Here is a 19,939-nt window from a genome sequence, read left to right as displayed (position 1 = left end):
TCCGGGGCGTGGTTGCGACTCATACCCCCAGCCACACCGCGGTGTCCCCCGGCAGACCGTCGGCGATGTCAAAGTCCGAACTGGCGAGCAGGATCTCGGCGTCCGGCGGCAGCGCGTATGGCACCCGGGAGTAGTTCACCAAACAGTGCAACCCTGGCTCACGGGCGAACCCGAGCACCCCCTCCGGGGTGTCGAGCCACTGCATCGACCCGTCGCCGAGCGCGGGGTGGGCACGCCGCAGATGCAGCGCGGCCCGGTAGAACTCGAGCATCGATCCCGGGTGCCCCTGCTGAGCGGTCACGGAGTATCGCGCCCAGTCGGTGGGCTGGGGCAGCCATGTACGCACCCCTGGCTGCGAGAAGCCGTACGGCGGACTGTCCCCCGACCAGGGCAACGGGACACGGCAGCCGTCCCGGCCCCGGCTGATCCGCCCGGAGCGCTCGAACATCGGGTCCAGCAACGCGTCCTCCGGCAGATCCTCGACTTCTGGCAGGCCGAGTTCCTCCCCCAGGTAGACGTAGGCACTTCCCGGCAGCGCCAGCATCTGCAGCAGCGCCGCCCGCGCCCGCCGCGTGCCGAGCGCGAGGTCCACGGGCCGGTCGAGATAGTCGTCGAGAAAGCGGGCGACGCCCGGTAGCTGGGGCCGGGCGAACCGGGACACGTGCCGGGCAACGTCGTGGTTGGACAGCACCCAGGTGGCTGCGGCGCCCACCCGGGCATGCGTGGTCAGCGTCTCCTCGATCACGTCGTGCTGGGCACCGGGCAACCACGGGGAGGCCAGGAAGTCGAAGTTGAACGCTGTGTGCAACTCATCGGGCCGCACGTACCGCACCAGTCGCTGGGCGCTGGCCACCCACACCTCGGCCACGAAGGTGCGCGGCGGGTCGTAGGTGTCAGCGATCTGGCGCCATCGCCGGTAGATGTCGTGCAATGCCTCGCGGTCCCAGTGCGGGTGCTCGCCGGTGGCATGCCCGCCCTCCTGCAGATCCGGGAGGTCGTGGCCCTTGACCAAGTAGTGGGCCACATCGATCCGGAATCCGTCGACCCCGCGGTCGAACCAGAAGCGCAGAGTGTGTTCGAAGTCCGCGCGCACCTCGGGGTGGTCCCAGTTCAGGTCGGGCTGCTGCGGGGAGAACAGGTGCAGATACCACTGCCCGGGCGTGCCGTCGGGTTCGGTGACCCGGGTCCACGCCGACCCGCCGAACTCACTGACCCAGTTGTTGGGCGGCAGATCCCCGTGCTCACCGCGGCCGTCGCGGAAGTGGTACCGGCTGCGAGCGGCGCACCCGGGCCCGCCCGCGACGGCTTCCAGGAACCAGGGCCGCCGTTCAGAGGTGTGGTTGGGGACGACGTCCAGGATCACCCGTAGGCCGTGGTCATGAGCCTCCTGGATCAGGGCTTCGGCGGCGGCGAGCGTGCCGAAGGCCGGGTCGATCGCGCGCTGGTCGATGACGTCATAGCCGGCATCGGCCATCGGCGAGGGGTACCAGGGGTTGATCCAGATCGCGTCCACGCCGAGGTCCACCAGATACGGTAGGCGGCTGCGCAGACCGGCGATGTCGCCGACCCCGTCACCGTCGCCGTCGGCGAAACTGCGCAGATACACCTGGTAGACCACCGCCTCGCGGTACCACCGGGCATCGTCGGTAGCTGTCATGTGAGCTCGCCCCTTTCATCGTCGAGGGCCGGGAACTGACTGGTCTGCTTCTCGGCGACCCCCATGGCGGCAGCCGCGTCCCGAGGTGGTCCCTGGATCCGCAAGGCCGCCAGCGCGGCCTCGCTGCCCACGTCGTGTCTTGCACTCTCGCTGAGCAGCCAGCGGACTTCCAGCAGGTCGCAGTAGGCCTGGATGGGGCTTCCCGCTGCACCAACCGCGGCGTGCGCCTGCTGCATCCCGGGTCGCAGGACGTTCGTCATCCAGCGGGCGGCTGCTTCGTGTTCCGTCACCTCCTCGTCTGCCTCCTGCTGCATGAGGCGGCGGTAGGCGCGCAGGTCCCCCAGCAGGACCATGGCCTGGCCCTCGCCGACATCGAGACCGGTGAGGTCCTTCAGGTGCTGGGCGTGGAAGCGCCGGTCGCCGACCCGGACGCTGAGTTGCAGGTCCTCCTGACTCACCGGACGCAGGGACACCTCGTCAACGGCGAATCCCAGCTCGTTCAGTCTGCGCACGGTCGACTCGACCCGGTACCGGTCGGTGAACTCGAACGTGGGCGCTGCGTGCAGCAGGTCCCACAACTCGGCATAGCGGTCAGCGATGCCGCGGGCCTCCGCGATGAGCTTGCCGTGCATCTCGGCCGGTCGTTCGAGCCGGACCGCGAGATCGATCATGCCCAGGGCCACATTCTCCGTCAGGATCTCGAGGTCCAGGGACCGCTGCCCGTCACTGAGGTGATCGTGCACCTCGCTGGTCTCGGCGTCCACCAGCCAGGCCTGCAGCACCTGTCCGTCGCGGGTGAACAGGGTGTTGGCAAGCGAACAATCACCCCAGAAGACCCCGTGCCGATGCAGTTCCACCAACAGACCGGCCATGGCGTCGAGTAGCCGCGCGCGGTGGACGGACTGGCCGGGCGGCAGCCGCATGAATAGGCGTCGGTACTGCCAGGAGGCGGTGAGGAACTCGGTCACCAGGATCGCGTCCTCGCCGTCCTGCCGCACAAGGCCGGCCGGTCGCACGGCCGGCAGGGCCATGTCCTCCATCCGCCTCAGGGCCTCGTACTCGCGCACCGCCAGGCGCGGGTCCAAGCTCTTGAGCGCCCACAGCCGGCCGTCGGCCGCCACGAACTTCACCAGGTGGCGGCTCGGGCCCACCGCGACGTCGCGCAACGGCACCTCTGGCATCGACCAGTGCGCCAGGGGCATGTGCCAGGGCAGCGCGATCAGTTCCGGGGAGGTCGAGCGCAGCCGGATCTCAGGTGCGGCCATGCACTAGCTCGGGGCGACCCTCGTAAGGTTCTCGCCGCTGGCCGGGTCGAACAGATGCATCCGGCTGGGATCCAGCCACAGGGTCGCGGTGTCGCCGTCGCGTACCCGGCTCATCGGGTCGAGTTCCACGCACATCTGCGTGCGCACCTGTTCGCTGTCCAACTCGCTCTGCAGTTCCGCCAGTGTGGCGGCGATGTCCGCGGGAGCGGTGTACGGCACGAACGCGTACTGCTCGTTGCCGAGCCACTCGGTGACGTCCACCGTGACGTCGAAGGTGACGCCCTTGTCCACCTTGCTCGCGTCGACCAGGCTGGCGTCCTCGAAACTTCCCGGGCGGATCCCGGCGATGAGCACCTTGCGGTCGCCCAGCACGGACTTCCACTCCTCGCGCATCGGGACCGTTGTGAAGGGCAGCGTGAGATGGCCGTCCTCCACCGAGGCGGGGATGAAGTTCATAGGTGGCGAGCCGATGAAGCCTGCCACGAACAGGTTCACCGGCTGCTCGTACAGTTCCCGGGGGCTGGCCACCTGCTGCAACAGACCCCGGCGCAGAACCGCCACCCGGTCCCCCAGCGTCATCGCCTCCGTCTGGTCGTGGGTCACGTAGACCGTGGTGACCCCGAGCCGGCGCTGCAGCCGCAGGATCTCAGTGCGCATCTGCCCGCGCAACTTCGCGTCGAGGTTGGACAGCGGCTCGTCGAACAGGAAGGCGTCCGCCTGCCGCACGATGGCGCGTCCCATGGCCACGCGCTGGCGCTGGCCACCGGACAACTGCGACGGCTTGCGGTCGAGGTGCTCGGTGAGTTCGAGGGTCTCCGCGGCATCCTCCACGGACTTGCGGATCTCCTGCTCGGGGAGCTTGCCACGCAGGCGCAGCGGGAACGCGATGTTCTCGAACACCGTCAGGTGGGGGTACAGGGCGTAGTTCTGGAACACCATCGACAGGTTCCGGTCACGCGGCGCCATATCGTTGACCCGCGTGCCCCCGATGAGCATGTCGCCGGACGTGATGTCCTCCAGCCCCACGATCATCCGCAGCAGCGTGGACTTCCCGCAGCCGGACGGCCCGACCAGGATCATGAACTCGCCGTCGGCGACGTCGAGACTGACATCGTTGACGGCGGGGAATCCGTCGCCGTACCGCTTGACGATGTTCTTCATCGTGATTTCAGCCATGGTCAGCCCTTCACTGCTCCGGAGGTGAGTCCTGCAACGATCCGGCGCTGGAACAGCAGCACCAGCACCACAACGGGGATGGTCACGACCACTGACGCGGCCATGATGTACGGCACCGCCGACTCGAACTGCGACGCGCCCTGGAAGAACGCCAGCGCCGCCGGGACGGTCCTCGCCGCGTCAGTGGACGTCAGCGAGATGGCGAACAGGAAGTCGTTCCAGCAGAAGAAGAAGGTCAGGATGGCCGTGGTGAACACGCCGGGCGCCGCCAGCGGCACGATCACCTTCCGGAACGCCTGCCAGGCGGTCGCCCCATCGACCTGGGCGGCCTGCTCCATCTCCCACGGGATCTGCCGGAAGAAGGCCGACATGGTCCAGATGGACAGCGGCAGGGCGAAGGTCAGGTAGGGGATGATCAACCCGATCCAGGTGTCGTAGATGCCGATGTTGCGCCACATGTTGAACAGTGGTCCGACCAGGGCGGCCTGCGGGAACATCGCGATCCCGAGTGCCAGCGACAGCAGCAGACGCTTACCTCGGAAGTCCAGTCGCGCGATCGCGTACGCCGCGAACATCGCGACGATGACCGCGAAGAGCGTGGCGATCAGGGAGATCCCGATCGAGTTGATCAGGGCACGGGTGAACAGCGACTGGCTGAAGACCTCGGTGAAGTTGTCGAACGTCGATGCGGTGGGCAGGAACTGCGGCTGCCCGGACACGATGTCCGACGGGGGCTTCAAGGACAGGCTCAGCATCCACAGCAACGGGAACAGGCTGTAGAGGACGATGACGATCCCGGCGACCGTCCACCAACGACTTGTCTTCATCAGTCACCCCGTACCTGGGAGAGATCGGTCTTGAATCCTTTGACGAAGATCCAGGCGATGGCCACGACAGTGAGGAACAACAGCACAGACACCGCCGATCCCATCCCGAGATTGACCAGTGTGACGTTCTGCCGGTAGGCCAGGAACGAGATCGTCTCCGTGTTGTTCGCGCCGCGAGTCATGACGAACGGGTTGTCGAAGATCCGCCATGCGTCCAGGGTGCGGAACAGCAGGGCGACCATGATCGCGGCCTTCATGTTCGGCAGTGTCACCTTCCACAGCCGCTGCCAGGCCGTGGCACCGTCCACCTTGGCGGCCTCCTGCATGTCCTCGGGGACCTGCACCAGGCCCGCGAGCAGCAGCAGGGAGATGAACGGCGTGGTCTTCCAGATCTCCGAGAGGCAGATCACGAACAGCGCCGACCAGCGGTCCCCGAACCAGTTGAAGTCACCGAGGGCCAGCCACTGGTTGACGAACCCGGAGTCGACGGCGAAGGCGTACCGCCAGATGAACGCGGAGACCACCGTCACGATCCCGTACGGGACGAGGATCGCCGTGCGCAAGGGGCCACGGCCACGGATGATCCGCAGCATCACGTAGGCGAACATGAAGCCGATCACCAACTCGATGGCCACCGTCACCACCGTAATCACCAGGGTGGTCATGAAGTCGTTCCACCACAGCGGGTCCTGCAGGATGACGAAGTAATTGCTCAGTCCCACGAACTCGCGGCCGCCCGGGTCGGTGAGCCGGTAGTTGTACAGCGACAGCACCACCGCGTACACCAAGGGGTAGGCGGTCACCAGGATCATCACGACGAACGACGGTGCGGAAAGCCATAGCCCGAGCCGGCGCTCGCCCTTGACCCGCTCGGAGACGACTGGCTGCGGAGGTCGGTCGGTTGTCGTTGCAGTCACTTCGCGTTCCTTCCTGTCGCGCTGCTCATAGCAGTCGCCGCCCTTGGAGAACGTCGGACATGAACTGGTCGGTCTCGGCGGGCGTGTCGTCGTTCACCGAGCCGGGCGGGTGCCAGGTGTTGATGATCGACCCGGCCACGTCCACGTAGTACGGGGTGATCGGCCGGGGCCCGGCGTCGTTGATCGACTCCCGGATCAGGTCGGCGTTGGGGTACGCCTTGCGCACCTCGGGGTCGTCGTAGCTGGCCGCGTACGGCGAGGGCTCCCCCTCCTCGAGCATGTACTGCGTGGCGTGTTCCGGAGTGCTGGCGCATTTGACCAGATCCATTGCCAAGTCGGGGTACTTCGTGAACGCACCGACGGAGAGGTTGACCCCGCCGAGCGGCGGCTGGCTGGGGGTGTCGGCGAACACGCGCGGGTAGCGGGCGTAGCCGATGTCGTCGACCACTGACTGGTCGAGGGTGCCTTCCTCCACGGCGGCCCGCGCGGCGGCCAGAACGTACGGCCAGTTCAGCATGAACATGCCCTGGTCGGTCTGGAAGACTGCCCGGCCCTGTTCCTCCTGCGCTACGGAGAGGTCGGCGGGCGCCGCCTGCGAGTTGGCCAGCGTGCTCACGATCTGGGCGGCCTTGGTCCCGGCCTCACCTGCCATGCTCGGGATCGCGTCCTGGCCCGCTTCCGGATCGGTGAGGATCTGCCCGCCGCCGGAGAGGATCAGGGCGTTGATCCACACCATGAAGCCCTCATAGCGTGCCCCCTGCTCGGAGATCTTCTTGCCCATCTCGTCGGCGGCCTTCTGCATGTCGTCCCACGTGAAGTTCTCCGAGGTGGGATCGACACCAGCCTCTTCGGCCAGGGCCTTGCGGTACCAGAGCAGTTGCGCGTTCGACTTGAACGGCACCGCGTAGAGGGTCCCTTTCCATTCCCCGGTCTCGATCGGAGCGTCGAGCATCCCCTGGGTCATCTGGTCGGCATCTTCCTGGGAGTAGGGCAGCAGGAATCCGGCGTTGGCGAACTCCGCGGTGTAGATGACGTCCAGACTCATGATGTCGATCGACGAGTCCTTGGCCGCGAGTCGCCGCACGAGCTGCTCGCGCTGTGCCGTCGCGTCGTTCGGCAAGGTCTCGATGCGCACCTGGTAGGCGCCCCCGGAGGCATCCGCGCACTCCTGCGCGAACTGCGCCTGGCCGCCGTTGTCGGGGTTGATGAACCACGTCAGTGTGGGGGTGCCGGCTTCCTGGCTACACCCGGTCAGGGCAGCGGCCGCCAATGCACCGGCGCAGACACCGACGATGAATCGCCGCTTAGACCGGGATCCTGCCATGGGGCACTCCTCATGTCTTTCGAACATGCAAACGCTTCCGCGCGCAACTCTGGCGCAGAATCTGCCTGAGAGTCAACCCCCAACTGGCCAGATCGGGAGATTCTCGAAGGCAGATAGTCAGCCACCGCCAAGTGAAAGTATTTGTAGTCCAGGGCACAGGTCAGCACAATGACCGTGTGATACCCCAGCCACACGTGTCGATGCATGACGTCGCCGAGCGGGCCGGCGTCTCGCCGGCAACCGTCTCGCGGGCGCTGCGGGGAATGCCCGGTGTGGCCGAGGAGACCCGTCGCCGGGTTCTCAGCGCTGCCGAGGCGCTGTCCTACGTGGTGTCGCCGGCCGCTGCAGCACTGGCGAGTGGGTCCACCGGGCAGGTCGCCGTGCTGGTACCCCGGATCGAGTCGTGGTTCCACGCGGCCGTCGTGGCAGGCGCGGAGGAAGGATTACGAGTTCGCGGTCTGGACCTGTTGTTGCACCGCCTGGCCTCACCCCGCGAGCAGTTCGACTTCTTCGAGCGCCTCCCCCTGCGCCGCAAGGTGGACGCGGTGATCGTCGCCGGGTTCGTGCTCGACACCCGCGCCCAATCCCGGCTGTCGGCCCTCGGGTTGCCGGTAGTGCTGATCGGCGACCGCGCCCAGTCCTTCGCATCCGTGCGCATCGACGACCGTCACGCCGCGCGGCAGGCCGTCGAGCACGTGATCCGGGCGGGCCACGTGCGGATCGCGATGATCAGCAGTCGGGCCGGTGCCGGGGTCTCGCCCGCGGCCGACACCGAGCGGATCGAGGGCTACCGCCAAGCGCACACGCGTGCCGGGCTGCCGCTGGACGACGCGCTGCTGGTCGCCGAACCGTGGGGAAGTCAGGGCGGCGCCGACGGGATGGAACACCTGCTCAGCCTCCACAACCCGCCGACCGCGGTGTTCTGCTTCTCCGACGAGGTGGCCTTCGGCGCGTTGCGGACGCTTCGCCGGGCAGGCCTCACCGTCCCCTGGGCCATGTCGGTCGTGGCCATCGACGATCACCCCATGTCCCAGTGGCTGGACCTCACGACCATCCGGCAGTCGGGATTCGAGCAGGGTCTCAGCGCCGCCGCCATGGTTGGACAACTGCTTGCCGGGGGCGAAGTGAGCGACGTGGTGCTGCCCACCCGGCTGGTCGTCCGGCACAGCACCACACGCCTTGCAGCAGACCAGGAGTGATCCGGGCGGCGGAACGGCCCTGACTAGCCTGTTGCTGTGACCAGTGGGCGGCGCGCGGTACTGGCGGCGGTAGCCGTCAACCTCATGGGCGTGCTGGCGCTGTTCCTCACCGGTGCGATGTCCGTGCAGATCGGCCGGGAGTATGGCGTGGCCCCGGCCAGCATCGGCGCCCTGGCATCCGTCTTCGCCTTGGCCACCTCGGCGGGCCGCGCACCTTCTGGGCCGCCAGGTGCGCCGGCTCGGTGCGCCGCAGCATGTGGGTCGCCACGGCTGCCTCGAGTGTCGCGCTGCTTTCCTGCGCGGCGAGTTCATCGATCCCGATGCTGGCCGCCGCACTCTTCGTCGGCGGTCTGGGAAACGCGATCGGGCAGCCCGCCGGCAACGCGCTGGTCGCCGCGCAGGTGCGTCCCGAGCGCTTCGGACTCGGTTTTGCGATCAAGCAGTCGGGCATACCGCTAGCCACCCTGCTCGGAGGCCTGGCGGTGCCACTGATCGCGCTGACCATCGGCTGGCGATTCGCGTACGTCCTGGCCGCGGCCGCCGCCGTCGTAGCCGTACTGATGGTGCCCCCCGACCTGCCAGCCCGCACCGGCCGCAGCGAGCAACAGGTGCCGCCGGAACTGGTCTCCGGGTTGTGGCTGCTCGCAGCCGGCATGGTGGCCGCGGTTCTGGCAGCGACGTCCATCGGCGCGCTCGGCGCGGCCGGTGGGGTCCAGGTCGGGCTGAGCGAGGCCACCGCCGGATACCTGGTGGCCGCCGGCGGCCTCGCGGGCCTGGCCGTGCGACTGCTCGCCGGTCTGCGGGCGGACAAGAACGCCTTCGACCCCCTGCGCGGGGTGGTGGTTCTGTGCGTGCTCGGGGCCGCCGGATGGTTCCTCATGGCCACGGGGACCGAGTTGCTGTTCGTCGTAGGCCTCGTGGTGGCCAATGCGTTCGGCTGGGGCTGGCCGGGACTGCAGCACCTGGCCGTGGCCCGGCGGTTCCCCACGTCGACCGCTGCCGCCAGCGGCGTGGCCCAGACCGGGGTGGCGATCGGGTTGCTGCTGGGGCCGCTGACGCTCGGCCTGCTGGCCAACCGGGACTGGTCGCTGATGTGGGTGGTCGCCGGGTGTGCGGCCCTGGTGGGAGCGATCATCGTGTGGGTGGCTGCGGCACGGCTGCCCCGTCCGGACATCGCACTTGCGCCCGACGTAGGCTGACGCGCCTTAGACTCGATGAGTGCGGCGAGTCCTGACAGCGGTCACCGGGGTCATCCTGACCCTGTTGTTGCTTGTCGGCGGCACCTCCCAGTTCGCCGGCGCAGCCAAGCGGGCGCCGGACGACAAGCAGTGGGACGTCGTGCTGATCCTCACCGACGACCAACCGGTGGGGACGCTGGCAGCCATGCCCAACCTCAACCGACTGCTGATCGGCAAGGGGGTGAACTACACCAACGCCGTGGTACCCACCAGCCTCTGCTGTCCGAGCCGTACCAGCCTGCTCACGGGTCAACTGGCTCCCACCGCCGGGATTTACAGCAACGAGTCCAACACGGGATACGGCGGCTACCCGGCTCTCAAGGCCTCCGGCCTGGAGAACGCCACCCTGGCCACGGCATTGGACGCGGCCGGCTACGACACTGCGTACTTCGGCAAGTACCTCAACGAGTACGGTGCGGCGTACGACGGTACCGCTCCCCCCGGCTGGGACACGTGGCGCTCCTTCACCACGCAGCAGAGCGGCAAGTACCGCCGGTACGGGGTCACCCTTGCCGTCCCCTTCGGGCAGACCCCTCGACGCGTCGACCAGGAGTTCATCAAGAAGTACTCGACGACGTTCTTCGGGCAGGAGGCGGCCGACCACATCCGCTCGGCCGCACCGGGCAGGCCTCAGTTCACCGTCTTCGCGCCCTACGCGCCGCACTCCCCCTTCAACGCGCAGCCCGGGTACCGCGCCACCAGCAGGGTCCCGGCCGACTACTTCAACCCTGCTGTGCTCGAGCAGGACGTCTCCGACAAGCCCTCCTACGTGCGTGACCTCCCGCCGTCGTCGTCGGTGGAGGGACAGTCGCCGGGGGTCAACCTGGCCCGGCAGATGGACACCCTGCGCAGTGTCGACGACCAGGTCCGGGCGCTGTACGACGCGGTCAAGGCCCGCGGGCGACTGGATCGCACGCTGTTCGTCTACGTCTCCGACAACGGCTATATGCACGGCGAGCACCGGTTGGAGGGCAAGGGCTACCCGTACCTGAAGTCCACGAACGTGCCACTGGTCATGCGCTGGGGGAAGGGATCGGCCGGCACCGACGACCGGTTGACCATCGCCAACGTGGACATCCACGCCACGGTCCTGCAGGCGGCCGGACTGCCCAACACCGGCGCCGGGACTTCGGTGCTCAACGACCGGAACCAGCAAGGGGTGCAGCTGGTCGGTGCGGAATCCACCAGTCGGGTCGTGCGGCCTCCCTTCTGCGCATGGCGCACGAATGAGGAGTTGTTCGTGCGCTACGGGTCAGGCGAGGAGGAGTTCTACGACTACCGGACGGACCCCCTGGAACTGGGCAACCGCATCGACGATCCGACAGCCCGTGACCGCATCGAGCAGTTGCGTGGCCTGGCCCGGGGTGCGTGCGCGAAACCGCCGCCAGGCTTCGGCCCGACGTTCGATCTCCCCCGCTGGCGCCCCAAGCGATCGGGTACCGCGCCGCCGCCGGAACCAGAGCCCGACACCGACCGCGTCAGCCGGGCGTAGGCGCGCGGAACGAGACGGCGCCCCACCCACAAGGGAGTGGAGGCGCCGTGCGCGGTGGTCAGGCCTTCGCGGCCTCGAGGCGCTGCCGCAGGCCGTCGAGTTCGTCGCGCAGAGCCTGTGGGACGCTGTCGCCGAACTGCTCGAAGTACTCCTCGGTGAGGTCGCACTCGGCCAGCCAGGAGTCCGCGTCCACGGCGAACAACTCGGCCAGCTGCTCTGCGCTGAGGTCAAGCCCGTCGACGTAGAGGTCGCCCTCCTTCGGCTTGCCGCCGATGGCCGTCTTCTCAGCGTCGGTGCGGCCCTCCACCCGCTCGATGATCCAGGCCAGCACCCGGCTGTTCTCGCCGAAGCCCGGCCAGATGAACTTGCCGTTCTCGTCCTTGCGGAACCAGTTCACCTGGTAGATCTTCGGGAGCTTCGCCGGGTCGGCCTTCTGACCGATCTTGAGCCAGTGTCCCCAGTAGTCGGCCATGTTGTATCCGCAGAACGGCAGCATGGCGAACGGGTCGCGGCGCAATTGACCCATCCCACCCACGGCTGCCGCGGTCATCTCCGAGGAGACGGTGGCACCGATGAACACGCCGTGCGCCCAGTCGCGCGCCTCGTTGACCAGCGGCACGTTGGTGGCGCGCCGGCCGCCGAACAGGATCGCGGAGATCGGCACACCTGCCGGGTCCTCCCAGTTGTCCGCGATCGACGGGCACTGGGACGCCGGTGCGGTGAACCGGGCGTTGGGGTGGCTGCTCGGCTCGTCGGAGTCCGGCGTCCAGTCCCGGCCCTTCCAGTCGATCAGGTGCGCCGGCGGTTCGTCGGTGAGCCCCTCCCACCAGATGTCGCCGTCGTCGGTCAGCGCGACGTTGGTGTAGATGCAGTTGCCCGACAGCGTCTTGATCGCGTTGGCGTTGGTCTTCTCCCCGGTGCCCGGAGCCACCCCGAAGAAGCCGGCCTCCGGGTTGATCGCGTACAGCCGGCCGTCGTCACCGAAGCGCATCCACGCGATGTCGTCACCGACCGTCTCGACCTTCCAGCCGGGAACGGTGGGCTCGAGCATGGCGAGGTTGGTCTTGCCGCAGGCCGACGGGAACGCGGCGGCCAGGTACTTCACGTCGCCGTCCGGCGCGGTGAGCTTGAGGATGAGCATGTGCTCGGCCATCCAGCCCTCGTCGCGGGCCATCGCCGAGGCGATCCGCAGCGCGAAGCACTTCTTGCCCAGCAGTGCGTTGCCGCCGTAGCCGGAGCCGTACGACCAGATCTCGCGACTCTCCGGGAAGTGCACGATGTACTTGGTGTCGTTGCACGGCCACGCCACCTCTTCGCGGGGGTTGCCATCGGCGTCGACCAGCGGGTAACCGACGGAGTGCAGCGCCGGGACGAAGTCGCCGTCCTCACCGATGAGGTCGAGTGCCTCGCGCCCCATGCGGGTCATGATCCGCATGTTGGTCACGACGTACGGGGAGTCAGTGAGCTCGACGCCGAGTTCGGCGATGTGCGAGCCGAGCGGACCCATGGAGAACGGGATCACGTACATCGTGCGGCCGCGCATGCAGCCAGCGAACAGTTCCTTCAGGGTGCCCCGCATCTGTACCGGGTCCTGCCAGTTGTTCGTCGGGCCGGCGTCCTCCTCGCGCAGCGAGCAGATGAAGGTGCGGTCCTCGACGCGGGCGACGTCGGAGGGGTCAGAACGGGCCAGGAACGAGTTGGGCCGCAGTTCCGGGTTCAGCCGGGTGAAGGTGCCTGCGTCGACCATCTCCTGGGTGAGGCGCTCCCACTCGGCGTCTGAGCCGTCACACCATTCGATGCGGTCCGGCTGTGTGAGGTTGGCGACCTCCTCGACCCACTCGAGCAACTTCTTGTTCTTCGTGGGGGGGTTTTCCAAACCTGCGATCGTCATCTGTGCACTCCGTCTCCGCGCGGTCGGATGGTAACGGCGCGGTGTCGGCGCCGACGTGGCTGCGCGATGCCTGTCCCCCCACTTTGCCATGGCGGGCCCGGTGAAGCAGCCCCGGGGTCTGCCCTTCACTCGATGTTCACACGGTCCCAGCGGCCTATGTGGCAAATCGAGACTGGTCCGGGTTGCCTGCCCACGCCCGCAGTTGCCTACGCCGATCGGGACGGACCTCGGGTGTACCGCGTCGGTCGCGCCGGAAGAGGTCGCGGCCTCCGGGTTCACTGTCCAGAAGACCACTCCCGCTGAGAAACCACGACGGACTCAGTCAGAGTTTCGTCGCGGCGGCCGAGCACGTCTGGGACGGTGAGGGGCTGGTCGTGGAGCAGTCGCAGCACCGGGTGCAGATCAGGTCCGAGGAGTTGCGCCAGAGCAGCCCCCATGCGCTGGAACCGCAGGCGAGATCGCACATTTGGCTCAGTGCTCCTTGAACTAATCTAGACTGAGCCAAAATCTCCGTCAAGCCCGGGAACAGGAACCGGGCGGGTCGGTCAGGAACTGCGGCGTGCAGTCATGTCAGCAGCATCCGCCTGAGCCACAGCACCTGTCGGAGTCCGCAGCCAACCCCAGCTCCTGCACACCGGCCGGGGCGGTGACAGCGAGCCCGGAGTGACTGATCAACTGCTCGCGGGTCGGATACCCGCCGGTCATCACCGTCACCCCGTCCACGAGAGTCATCGGAAGGCCACCCGAGCCGACCAGTTCGCGATGTCGTCCTTGGGACGGGAACTCAGGTCGAGCGTTGCGTGTTGGGCCAGGACAGCCGTCGGTGCAGCCACAGCGACAGGTACACCAGGGCGACGAGGGCCGGCACTTCGATCAGCGGCCCGATCACGCCGGTCAAGGCCTGCCCCGAGGTCACCCCCCACACCCCGATACTGACAGCGATCGCCAGCTCGAAGTTGTTTCCGGCGGCGGTGAAGGCGAGGGTGGCGGTCTTGGGGTAGCCGAGCCGGGCACGGTTGCCGACGAAGAACGCCACACTCCACATGATCGCGAAGTACACGAGCAACGGGACCGCGATACGCACCACAGACAGCGGGTCGCTGATGATCGCATCGCCCTGCAGAGCAAACATCACCACGATCGTGAACAAGAGTCCGTACAGGGCCAGCGGGCCGATCCGCGGGACGAACACGGTGTCGTACCAGTCCTTGCCCTTGACCCGCAGACCGATGCGCCGGGTGAGGTAGCCGGCAAGCAGGGGAATTCCGAGGAAGATCAACACGGACTTGGTGATCTCCCAGGTGGAGAATGCCACGTCCTGGGAATCCAGGGCCAGCCAATCCGGCAGGATCTTCAGGTAGAACGTTCCGAGCAGCGCGTAGGCGAGGATCTGGAACACCGAGTTGATGGCAACCAGCAGGGCCCCTGCCTCCCGGTCCCCGCAGGCCAGATCGTTCCAGATCAGCACCATGGCGATGCAGCGTGCCAGACCGATGACGATCAGCCCGGTACGGAAGGCCGGGTAGTCGGCCAGGAATACCCACGCCAGGGCGAACATGAGCAGCGGGCCGATGACCCAGTTGAGCAGCAGCGACCACCACAGCAGTTTCCGGTCCCCGGTGACATGGCTCATGTCCTCGTAGCGCACCTTCGCCAGCACCGGGTACATCATCAGCAGCAGGCCCAGCGCGATCGGCAGCGAGGTCTGATCGACCTTCACCGCGTCCAGTGCCGTCTGCACCGACGGCACCAACCTGCCCAGCAGCAGCCCGCCGGCCATAGCCAGCAGGATCCACACCGGCAGGAACCGGTCCAGGGTCGAGAGCCGTCCGACGACCTCCGACGTGTCGTCGGTGGTCGTGGCGGTGCCGACTTCTTCGGGGGTCACGCCTGTCCTTCCGGTCAGAGGGTCGTCGAGAGTAGTTCGCTGATCTCAGCCGCTGTCGGCACGCGGCCCGACACCACCACCTGCTCGTCGACGACCAGACCCGGCGTCCGCATGATGCCGTAGCTGGCGATCTCGCCGTAGTCGGTGACCTTCTCCACGGTGGCCTCCAGGCCCAGGGCGGCCAGGGCTTCGTGAGTGTGGGCCTCCAGCCGTTGGCAGTTGGCGCAGCCGGGGCCGAGAACCTTGATGATCATGACGGGTTCCTTTCGATGGGGTCTTCGGGGGATGTGTGGGCTGCGGCGGCCTGCGTCAGCAACTGTCTGAGCGCGGTGGGGGTGGGGATGCGACCGACTGTCAGCACGTGCTCGTCGATGACGAGCGCCGGAGTGGTCATCACGCCATAGGCCATGGTCTGGCCATAGTCTTCGACCGTTGCCACGTCGGCATCGAGACCGAGATCGGCCACCGCCTCCCGAGTGATCCGGTCGAGAGTCAGGCACTTGCGGCATCCCGTCCCCAGGACCTTGATGTTCATGGTCATCCCGGTACCCCCGAGCCCAGAACGAGGTTGAACAAGTAGCCCACCGCGACGATGCCGGTGGCTACGACCGCCACGAATGCGGCCAGCAGTTGGGGTTTGAGCACGCGGCGCAGCAGGATCAACTCCGGCAGCGACAGCGCCACGACACTCATCATGAACGCGAGAACCGTGCCCATCGGCAAGCCCTTGTTGTAGAGCACCTCGACCAGTGGCATGACGCCGGCGGCGTTGGAGTACAACGGCACGCCGATGACCACGGCAACCAGCACACCGAACGGGTTGTCCGAGTTGGCGTAGGTGGTGAAGAAGTCGGTGGGGACCCAACCGTGGATGACCGCGCCCAACCCGATACCGACCAGCAGGAACGGCCAGATCTTGCGCCAGATGGTGCCGACCTCCTCGACGCCCATCTGGACGCGCTGGCTCATCGTCAACCCCTGCGACGGGTCGATCGCCTGACCTTTCAGCTTGGTCTCGAAGACGAACGGCTCCACCCACCGCTCAACACCCATGCGCCCCAGGACCCAGCCGGCGACGATCGCGATCGTCACCCCGGCCGCCACGTACAAGGCGGCGATCTGCCACCCGAACAGACTCCACAGCAATCCGATAGCGATCTCGTTGGCCAGCGGTGAGGCGATCAGGAAACTCAGCGTCACCCCGATCGGCACCCCTGCCGACACGAAACCGATGAACGCCGGCACCGCGCTGCACGAGCAGAACGGGGTGACCACACCGAGCCCAGCGGCCATCACGTTGCCCGCGCCCTCGCGCTTGCCGCCGAGCAGCTGGCGGGTGCGCTCCACACTCATGAACGAGCGCAGGATCGTGACCACGAAGATGATCCCAGTCAGTAGCAGCCCGATCTTGACGGTGTCGTAGAAGAAGAAGTGCAGGGTCTCGGTCAACCGATCATCCGGCGCCATCCCGAGCGCGTCATAGAAGACCCAGTCCCAAATCCGCTCATTGAGCCAGTACGCAAGTACCCACAGCCCGGCGGCGGCGGCCACCAGGCCCCCAAGGCGGCTACGAGTCTCCGGTACTCGCTCGACGAGGCTCATCAGGAACTCCCGATCAGCACACCCGCGGTCGGCAGCGCCCGCTGCAGCCGGTCGTGAGCGTCCGGCGCCAGGGTGTAGTCGACCCACCGGCCCCGCTTCGCCGAGGTCACCAGGCCGGACTCCCTCAGCACTTTGAGGTGGTAGGACAACACATTGGGCGCGACTTTGGCCACGGGCTGCAGATCACAGACAACGGGTCCCTGCCGACGCCAACTCGGCCAGGAGTCGCCAACGCACCGGGTCCGCCGCCGCCGTCATCACGGCCAGCGATTCCTTGAGACGTTGTTCCGAAACTTCGAACACCATCGCTTCGATCACAATCGAATTGTATCACCGGGAATCAGCTGCCCTGCAGGACGACCAGGCAGCCGACCACGTCGAGTCCACAGACGTGGCGCACGCACGGCCGGGTTCTCCCGGGGTGGGCTTCTGGCCGGAATCGCGTCGTCGCGACGCGTACCCGCAACCGGCCTCAAACCACGGGTCCCGCCTCCCGACCTGGAATCCGCCCCTGATTGCCACGCCGAAACGGCCGTAGGGCACGATTACTCAATGGGCATTGTCATAGTTGGACGGCTCGCAGCGCAGGCCGTGCGCAACGCCCAGCTCGCCAAGATGGTGGTCCATCGCCGGAATGTCGCCGGTTTCCGGCGCGAGCACGAAACCGCGGCCGGGCGTCGCTGCCGGCGGGCCGGGGTGGGACTTTGAGTATCAGCGTGGTGCAGCGACGGGTGGCTGCCGAGTTCCTGGGCACGATGATCCTGGTGGCGGCAGTCGTCGGGTCCGGCATCATGGCCTCCCTGCTGTCCGATGATGTCGGCGTACAGCTGCTGATGAACATGCTTGCCACGGTGCTGGTGCTGGGCCTGCTCATTTGGACCCTGGGCCCGATTTCCGGCGCCCACTTCAACCCGGCTGTCACCGGCGTGGCCATGGCCCGCCGAGAGATGCATCCAGGCGAGGGCGCGGCCTACGTCCCTGCCCAGATAGCCGGGGCGATCACCGGCTGCGCCCTGGCCAACGTGATGTTCGACCTGCCCGCCATCCAGATCTCCACCCACACCCGCGGTGGCACCGGAATCCTGCTCGGCGAGGTGGTGGCCACGGCCGGGCTGCTCTGGATCATCGGAGCCCTGACGCGCACCGGGCACGGCCGTCTCGGGCCAGCGCTGGTGCCCGCGTGGATCGGTGCCGCGTACTTCTTCACGTCGTCGACATCCTTCGCCAACCCCGCCGTGACCATCGGACGCGCATTCACCGACACCTTCGCCGGCATCGCCCCGGCTTCTCTGTTCCCGTTCATCGTGGCCCAGATGCTCGGCGCGGCGATCGGCGCGGCGCAGACCGAACTCTTCCACCCACGCGTCGGCGTCATCCCAGAGCCACTCGACCTGCCGGGCCCCGTTCACGACGACTCTTGACCGCAACACCGCTACCCAAACAAGGAGAAAGACCATGAGCGACAAACCCAGTGTCCTGTTCGTCTGCGTCCACAACGCCGGACGGTCCCAGATGGCAGCCGCCTACCTGACTCACCTGGCCGGGGATCGGGTGGAGGTGCGCTCGGCCGGTTCCGCACCCGCCGAGTCGGTCAACCCCGCGGCGGTCGCGGCCATGGCCGAGGAAGGCATCGACATGTCGGCTGAGATCCCGAAGGTGCTCACCAACGATGCGGTCCTGGCCTCGGACGTCGTCATCACCATGGGGTGTGGCGACACCTGCCCGATCTACCCCGGGAAACGCTACGAGGACTGGCAACTCGACGACCCGGCCGGCCAGGGCGTGGAGGCCGTTCGGCCCATACGCGACGACATCCGCCGGCGCATCGAAACCCTCATTTCGGAGATCGCCCCGCAGTGACAGCAGCATTTCAGCGTTACTCACGACGCGTTCGACGAGTTGGCGAAGACCTGCAGGAGACAGCCGATCCAGCCGCTGCGGGACGGCGTCGGCGCGGACTACCTCGACCGCAGCGTGAGCCACTGGTCGATCCGACCCGTGATCTGCGTGAGCGCCTGCTCGAACGCTCGAGCGCTGCCCGCCGGGACCGGATCCGCCACGGACCAGTGCAGATGGGTGACCTCCACCTCGCGATCCGCGGAATCGCAGACGGTGACGACGGTGTCCTCGGGCCGCCACACGTGATCGAGAGCCGTTGGCCGGTCAGCCGTCAGGTCCAACCCGTGGGAGCGGGCAACCCTTACCGCGCCTGGGTGGATGCGGGCCGCCGGATGCGTCCCTGCCGACGCAGCTGATCCCGCTCGATCCGCCCACACCGCCGCCGCCAGTTGCGACCGCGCGGAATTCGCCGTGCACACGAATACCACACGGCCGGAGGGAACGTCGGGGCCAGGAACGTGACCGAGATGTCGCATCGCCGCGGGGACCAGGCGGACGTAGGTCCGACGCCGGTCGGCTTCCGATCGGGCCCTCGTCACCAGACCGGCAGACTCCAGCACTCCGAGGTGATGGGCCAACAGATTCGACGGCATTCCCAGCTCTGCAGCAAGGTCGCTGGGACTGCGGTCCCCAACCCCCAGGGCGTCCACCACCTGCAGTCGCCCCACATCCCCCAACGCGGCATGTCCGGCCGCGCGTCGCACCAGATCTGCGCCTGGAGGCTTCTCAGTGCCCATTGAGCGATCGTGCCTCCCGCACTGGGCCGAAGTCAAACGCTCATGGCTCAGCAGGAGCATCGCCGCCGACGCGGATGCCGCTTCCCAACATCGTGGCGACAGGCCGCGGTCGCCCAGGGATCGAGCCATATATTGACGAGAGTCGATATTCTGTCTAAGGTCACATTGACAGTCATCGATACGAGGAGTCTGCCCCATGTCCAGAGTCCAACTCGCACTCAATGTCGCCGACCTCGAGGGGTCGGTCGAGTTCTACAGCAAGTTGTTCGGTGTCTCCCCCCACAAGCGGCGCCCCGGATATGCGAACTTCGCCATCCAGGATCCGCCGCTCAAGCTGGTGCTCATCGAAAACGCCGACCGAGGCACGGGCACCGAAGGAGCCCTGAACCACCTCGGTGTCGAGGTGGACTCCACCGCCGATGTGCAGGCAGCCGTTGACCGCCTCAGCGACGAGGGCCTGCAGACCACCGAGGAGATGGACACGGTCTGCTGCTACGCACAGCAGGACAAGGTGTGGGTCAACGACCCGGCCGGCGCACCTTGGGAGGTCTACACGATCACCGATGACAACCCCGTGGACAGAGCTCAGCCTGCGGGCTGCTGCACCCCACAGACCTTGACGGTCAGTTCGGCCAGCGCCTGCTGCTGATGCCGCCTGCCCGCTGACCCGGCGGCGAGGGCGCACGTGGCGGCGGGACAACGATGGGGCGCCCGCGAGCGCCCGCCGCACCCCGTCACGTGCAGACGCCCCGGTCACGCCCAGTGACGATGCCCGGCGCGCAGGTCACCCGATTGCCTTGCGTTTGGCGCAATTGCGCACTCAACCT

At 67.3% G+C, this 19,939-nt stretch carries 20 protein-coding genes and 1 pseudogene; 7 read left to right on the top strand and 14 right to left on the bottom strand.

Going from position 1 to position 19,939, the window contains the following annotated elements:
• Positions 1-19 precede the first annotated feature (19 nt).
• The 6 genes from IPG68_04895 to IPG68_04870 are packed head-to-tail and all read right to left on the bottom strand — an operon-like array spanning position 20 to position 7,166.
• Positions 20-1,657, bottom strand: coding sequence for a glycoside hydrolase family 13 protein (locus IPG68_04895; protein ID MBK6762641.1), 1,638 nt, complete (start codon positions 1,655-1,657; stop codon positions 20-22).
• Entirely contained in the window at positions 1,654-2,922 is a 1,269-nt protein-coding gene (locus tag IPG68_04890) for a DUF4032 domain-containing protein (protein ID MBK6762640.1), read from the bottom strand. The genes IPG68_04895 and IPG68_04890 overlap by 4 nt, the downstream gene beginning before the upstream one ends.
• Positions 2,923-2,925: 3 nt before the next feature.
• Entirely contained in the window at positions 2,926-4,098 is a 1,173-nt protein-coding gene (gene ugpC / locus IPG68_04885; protein ID MBK6762639.1) for a sn-glycerol-3-phosphate ABC transporter ATP-binding protein UgpC, read from the bottom strand.
• A 2-nt stretch (positions 4,099-4,100) separates the two neighbouring features.
• On the bottom strand, positions 4,101-4,925 hold the full coding sequence (locus IPG68_04880) for a carbohydrate ABC transporter permease (GenBank protein MBK6762638.1): 825 nt from the start codon (positions 4,923-4,925) through the stop codon (positions 4,101-4,103).
• Positions 4,925-5,842 (bottom strand): sugar ABC transporter permease, encoded by a 918-nt coding sequence (locus IPG68_04875; protein ID MBK6762637.1) that lies wholly within the window; start codon positions 5,840-5,842, stop codon positions 4,925-4,927. Before IPG68_04875 ends, IPG68_04880 begins: the two co-directional genes overlap by 1 nt.
• A gap of 25 nt (positions 5,843-5,867) precedes the next feature.
• Positions 5,868-7,166 (bottom strand): extracellular solute-binding protein, encoded by a 1,299-nt coding sequence (locus IPG68_04870; GenBank protein MBK6762636.1) that lies wholly within the window; start codon positions 7,164-7,166, stop codon positions 5,868-5,870.
• A 176-nt stretch (positions 7,167-7,342) separates the two neighbouring features.
• Between IPG68_04870 and IPG68_04865 the strand changes: the two genes are divergently transcribed.
• The 3 genes from IPG68_04865 to IPG68_04855 all read left to right on the top strand — a co-directional run bounded on the left by IPG68_04865 (position 7,343) and on the right by IPG68_04855 (position 11,095).
• The gene (locus IPG68_04865; GenBank protein ID MBK6762635.1) at positions 7,343-8,365 is read left to right on the top strand and encodes a LacI family DNA-binding transcriptional regulator; all 1,023 of its coding nucleotides are present in this window, start codon (positions 7,343-7,345) and stop codon (positions 8,363-8,365) included.
• A gap of 242 nt (positions 8,366-8,607) precedes the next feature.
• A complete protein-coding gene (locus IPG68_04860; GenBank protein MBK6762634.1) occupies positions 8,608-9,564 on the top strand; it encodes an MFS transporter in 957 nt (318 codons plus the stop codon).
• Between the two features lie 19 nt (positions 9,565-9,583).
• Positions 9,584-11,095 carry a sulfatase-like hydrolase/transferase gene (locus IPG68_04855; protein ID MBK6762633.1) on the top strand — a complete coding sequence of 504 codons (1,512 nt, stop codon included), beginning with the start codon at positions 9,584-9,586 and terminating at the stop codon, positions 11,093-11,095.
• Between the two features lie 58 nt (positions 11,096-11,153).
• Here IPG68_04855 and IPG68_04850 read toward each other — a convergent pair whose 3' ends face one another.
• The 7 genes and pseudogenes from IPG68_04850 to IPG68_04820 all read right to left on the bottom strand — a co-directional run bounded on the left by IPG68_04850 (position 11,154) and on the right by IPG68_04820 (position 16,782).
• Positions 11,154-12,986, bottom strand: a complete 1,833-nt coding sequence (locus IPG68_04850; GenBank protein MBK6762632.1) for a phosphoenolpyruvate carboxykinase (GTP) — start codon at positions 12,984-12,986, stop codon at positions 11,154-11,156.
• 570 nt (positions 12,987-13,556) lie between these two features.
• Positions 13,557-13,718: an arsenic metallochaperone ArsD family protein gene (locus IPG68_04845; GenBank protein ID MBK6762631.1), complete on the bottom strand. Its 162-nt coding sequence runs from the start codon at positions 13,716-13,718 to the stop codon at positions 13,557-13,559.
• A 52-nt stretch (positions 13,719-13,770) separates the two neighbouring features.
• Positions 13,771-14,874, bottom strand: coding sequence for an ACR3 family arsenite efflux transporter (arsB, locus tag IPG68_04840; GenBank protein ID MBK6762630.1), 1,104 nt, complete (start codon positions 14,872-14,874; stop codon positions 13,771-13,773).
• Between the two features lie 14 nt (positions 14,875-14,888).
• Positions 14,889-15,128: a TM0996/MTH895 family glutaredoxin-like protein gene (locus tag IPG68_04835; GenBank protein MBK6762629.1), complete on the bottom strand. Its 240-nt coding sequence runs from the start codon at positions 15,126-15,128 to the stop codon at positions 14,889-14,891.
• Complete coding sequence (locus IPG68_04830) at positions 15,125-15,409, bottom strand: thioredoxin family protein (GenBank protein ID MBK6762628.1); 285 nt, start codon at positions 15,407-15,409, stop codon at positions 15,125-15,127. Before IPG68_04830 ends, IPG68_04835 begins: the two co-directional genes overlap by 4 nt.
• Before the next feature lie 2 nt (positions 15,410-15,411).
• Positions 15,412-16,476, bottom strand: coding sequence for a permease (locus IPG68_04825; protein ID MBK6762627.1), 1,065 nt, complete (start codon positions 16,474-16,476; stop codon positions 15,412-15,414).
• Positions 16,476-16,782 (bottom strand): annotated as a pseudogene (locus IPG68_04820) (winged helix-turn-helix transcriptional regulator). The gene IPG68_04825 and the pseudogene IPG68_04820 overlap by 1 nt, the downstream one beginning before the upstream one ends.
• Positions 16,783-17,028: 246 nt before the next feature.
• Here IPG68_04820 and IPG68_04815 point away from each other — a divergent pair.
• From IPG68_04815 to IPG68_04805, 3 genes are read left to right on the top strand one after another with little or no spacing between them, the layout of a single operon-like run.
• Entirely contained in the window at positions 17,029-17,184 is a 156-nt protein-coding gene (locus IPG68_04815; protein MBK6762626.1) for a hypothetical protein, read from the top strand.
• Entirely contained in the window at positions 17,181-17,897 is a 717-nt protein-coding gene (locus IPG68_04810) for an aquaporin family protein (GenBank protein ID MBK6762625.1), read from the top strand. The genes IPG68_04815 and IPG68_04810 overlap by 4 nt, the downstream gene beginning before the upstream one ends.
• Before the next feature lie 34 nt (positions 17,898-17,931).
• The gene (locus tag IPG68_04805; GenBank protein MBK6762624.1) at positions 17,932-18,336 is read left to right on the top strand and encodes an arsenate reductase ArsC; all 405 of its coding nucleotides are present in this window, start codon (positions 17,932-17,934) and stop codon (positions 18,334-18,336) included.
• Positions 18,337-18,434: 98 nt separating this feature from the next.
• Here IPG68_04805 and IPG68_04800 read toward each other — a convergent pair whose 3' ends face one another.
• Positions 18,435-19,112 carry a helix-turn-helix domain-containing protein gene (locus IPG68_04800; protein MBK6762623.1) on the bottom strand — a complete coding sequence of 226 codons (678 nt, stop codon included), beginning with the start codon at positions 19,110-19,112 and terminating at the stop codon, positions 18,435-18,437.
• A gap of 196 nt (positions 19,113-19,308) precedes the next feature.
• Between IPG68_04800 and IPG68_04795 the strand changes: the two genes are divergently transcribed.
• Entirely contained in the window at positions 19,309-19,761 is a 453-nt protein-coding gene (locus IPG68_04795; protein MBK6762622.1) for a VOC family protein, read from the top strand.
• Positions 19,762-19,939: the final 178 nt, after the last annotated feature.

This window comes from Micrococcales bacterium (genome assembly GCA_016703125.1).
GTDB lineage: Bacteria > Actinomycetota > Actinomycetes > S36-B12 > UBA10799 > JADKAV01.
Note: the sequence above shows the minus strand (reverse complement) of the source record. Positions and strands in the feature narration are given on the sequence as shown.

What these genes read in the sequence shown, in the direction of transcription:
- IPG68_04895 (MBK6762641.1), bottom strand. Translation starts at nt 1,657, where the DNA reads ATGACAGCTACCGACGATGCCCGGTGGTACCGCGAGGCGGTGGTCTAC.
- IPG68_04890 (MBK6762640.1), bottom strand. Translation starts at nt 2,922, where the DNA reads ATGGCCGCACCTGAGATCCGGCTGCGCTCGACCTCCCCGGAACTGATC.
- ugpC (MBK6762639.1), bottom strand. Translation starts at nt 4,098, where the DNA reads ATGGCTGAAATCACGATGAAGAACATCGTCAAGCGGTACGGCGACGGA.
- IPG68_04880 (MBK6762638.1), bottom strand. Translation starts at nt 4,925, where the DNA reads ATGAAGACAAGTCGTTGGTGGACGGTCGCCGGGATCGTCATCGTCCTC.
- IPG68_04870 (MBK6762636.1), bottom strand. Translation starts at nt 7,166, where the DNA reads ATGGCAGGATCCCGGTCTAAGCGGCGATTCATCGTCGGTGTCTGCGCC.
- IPG68_04850 (MBK6762632.1), bottom strand. Translation starts at nt 12,986, where the DNA reads ATGACGATCGCAGGTTTGGAAAACCCCCCCACGAAGAACAAGAAGTTG.
- IPG68_04845 (MBK6762631.1), bottom strand. Translation starts at nt 13,718, where the DNA reads ATGACTCTCGTGGACGGGGTGACGGTGATGACCGGCGGGTATCCGACC.
- IPG68_04835 (MBK6762629.1), bottom strand. Translation starts at nt 15,128, where the DNA reads ATGATCATCAAGGTTCTCGGCCCCGGCTGCGCCAACTGCCAACGGCTG.
- IPG68_04830 (MBK6762628.1), bottom strand. Translation starts at nt 15,409, where the DNA reads ATGAACATCAAGGTCCTGGGGACGGGATGCCGCAAGTGCCTGACTCTC.
- IPG68_04825 (MBK6762627.1), bottom strand. Translation starts at nt 16,476, where the DNA reads ATGAGCCTCGTCGAGCGAGTACCGGAGACTCGTAGCCGCCTTGGGGGC.
- IPG68_04815 (MBK6762626.1), top strand. Translation starts at nt 17,029, where the DNA reads ATGGGCATTGTCATAGTTGGACGGCTCGCAGCGCAGGCCGTGCGCAAC.
- IPG68_04805 (MBK6762624.1), top strand. Translation starts at nt 17,932, where the DNA reads ATGAGCGACAAACCCAGTGTCCTGTTCGTCTGCGTCCACAACGCCGGA.
- IPG68_04800 (MBK6762623.1), bottom strand. Translation starts at nt 19,112, where the DNA reads ATGGGCACTGAGAAGCCTCCAGGCGCAGATCTGGTGCGACGCGCGGCC.
- IPG68_04795 (MBK6762622.1), top strand. Translation starts at nt 19,309, where the DNA reads ATGTCCAGAGTCCAACTCGCACTCAATGTCGCCGACCTCGAGGGGTCG.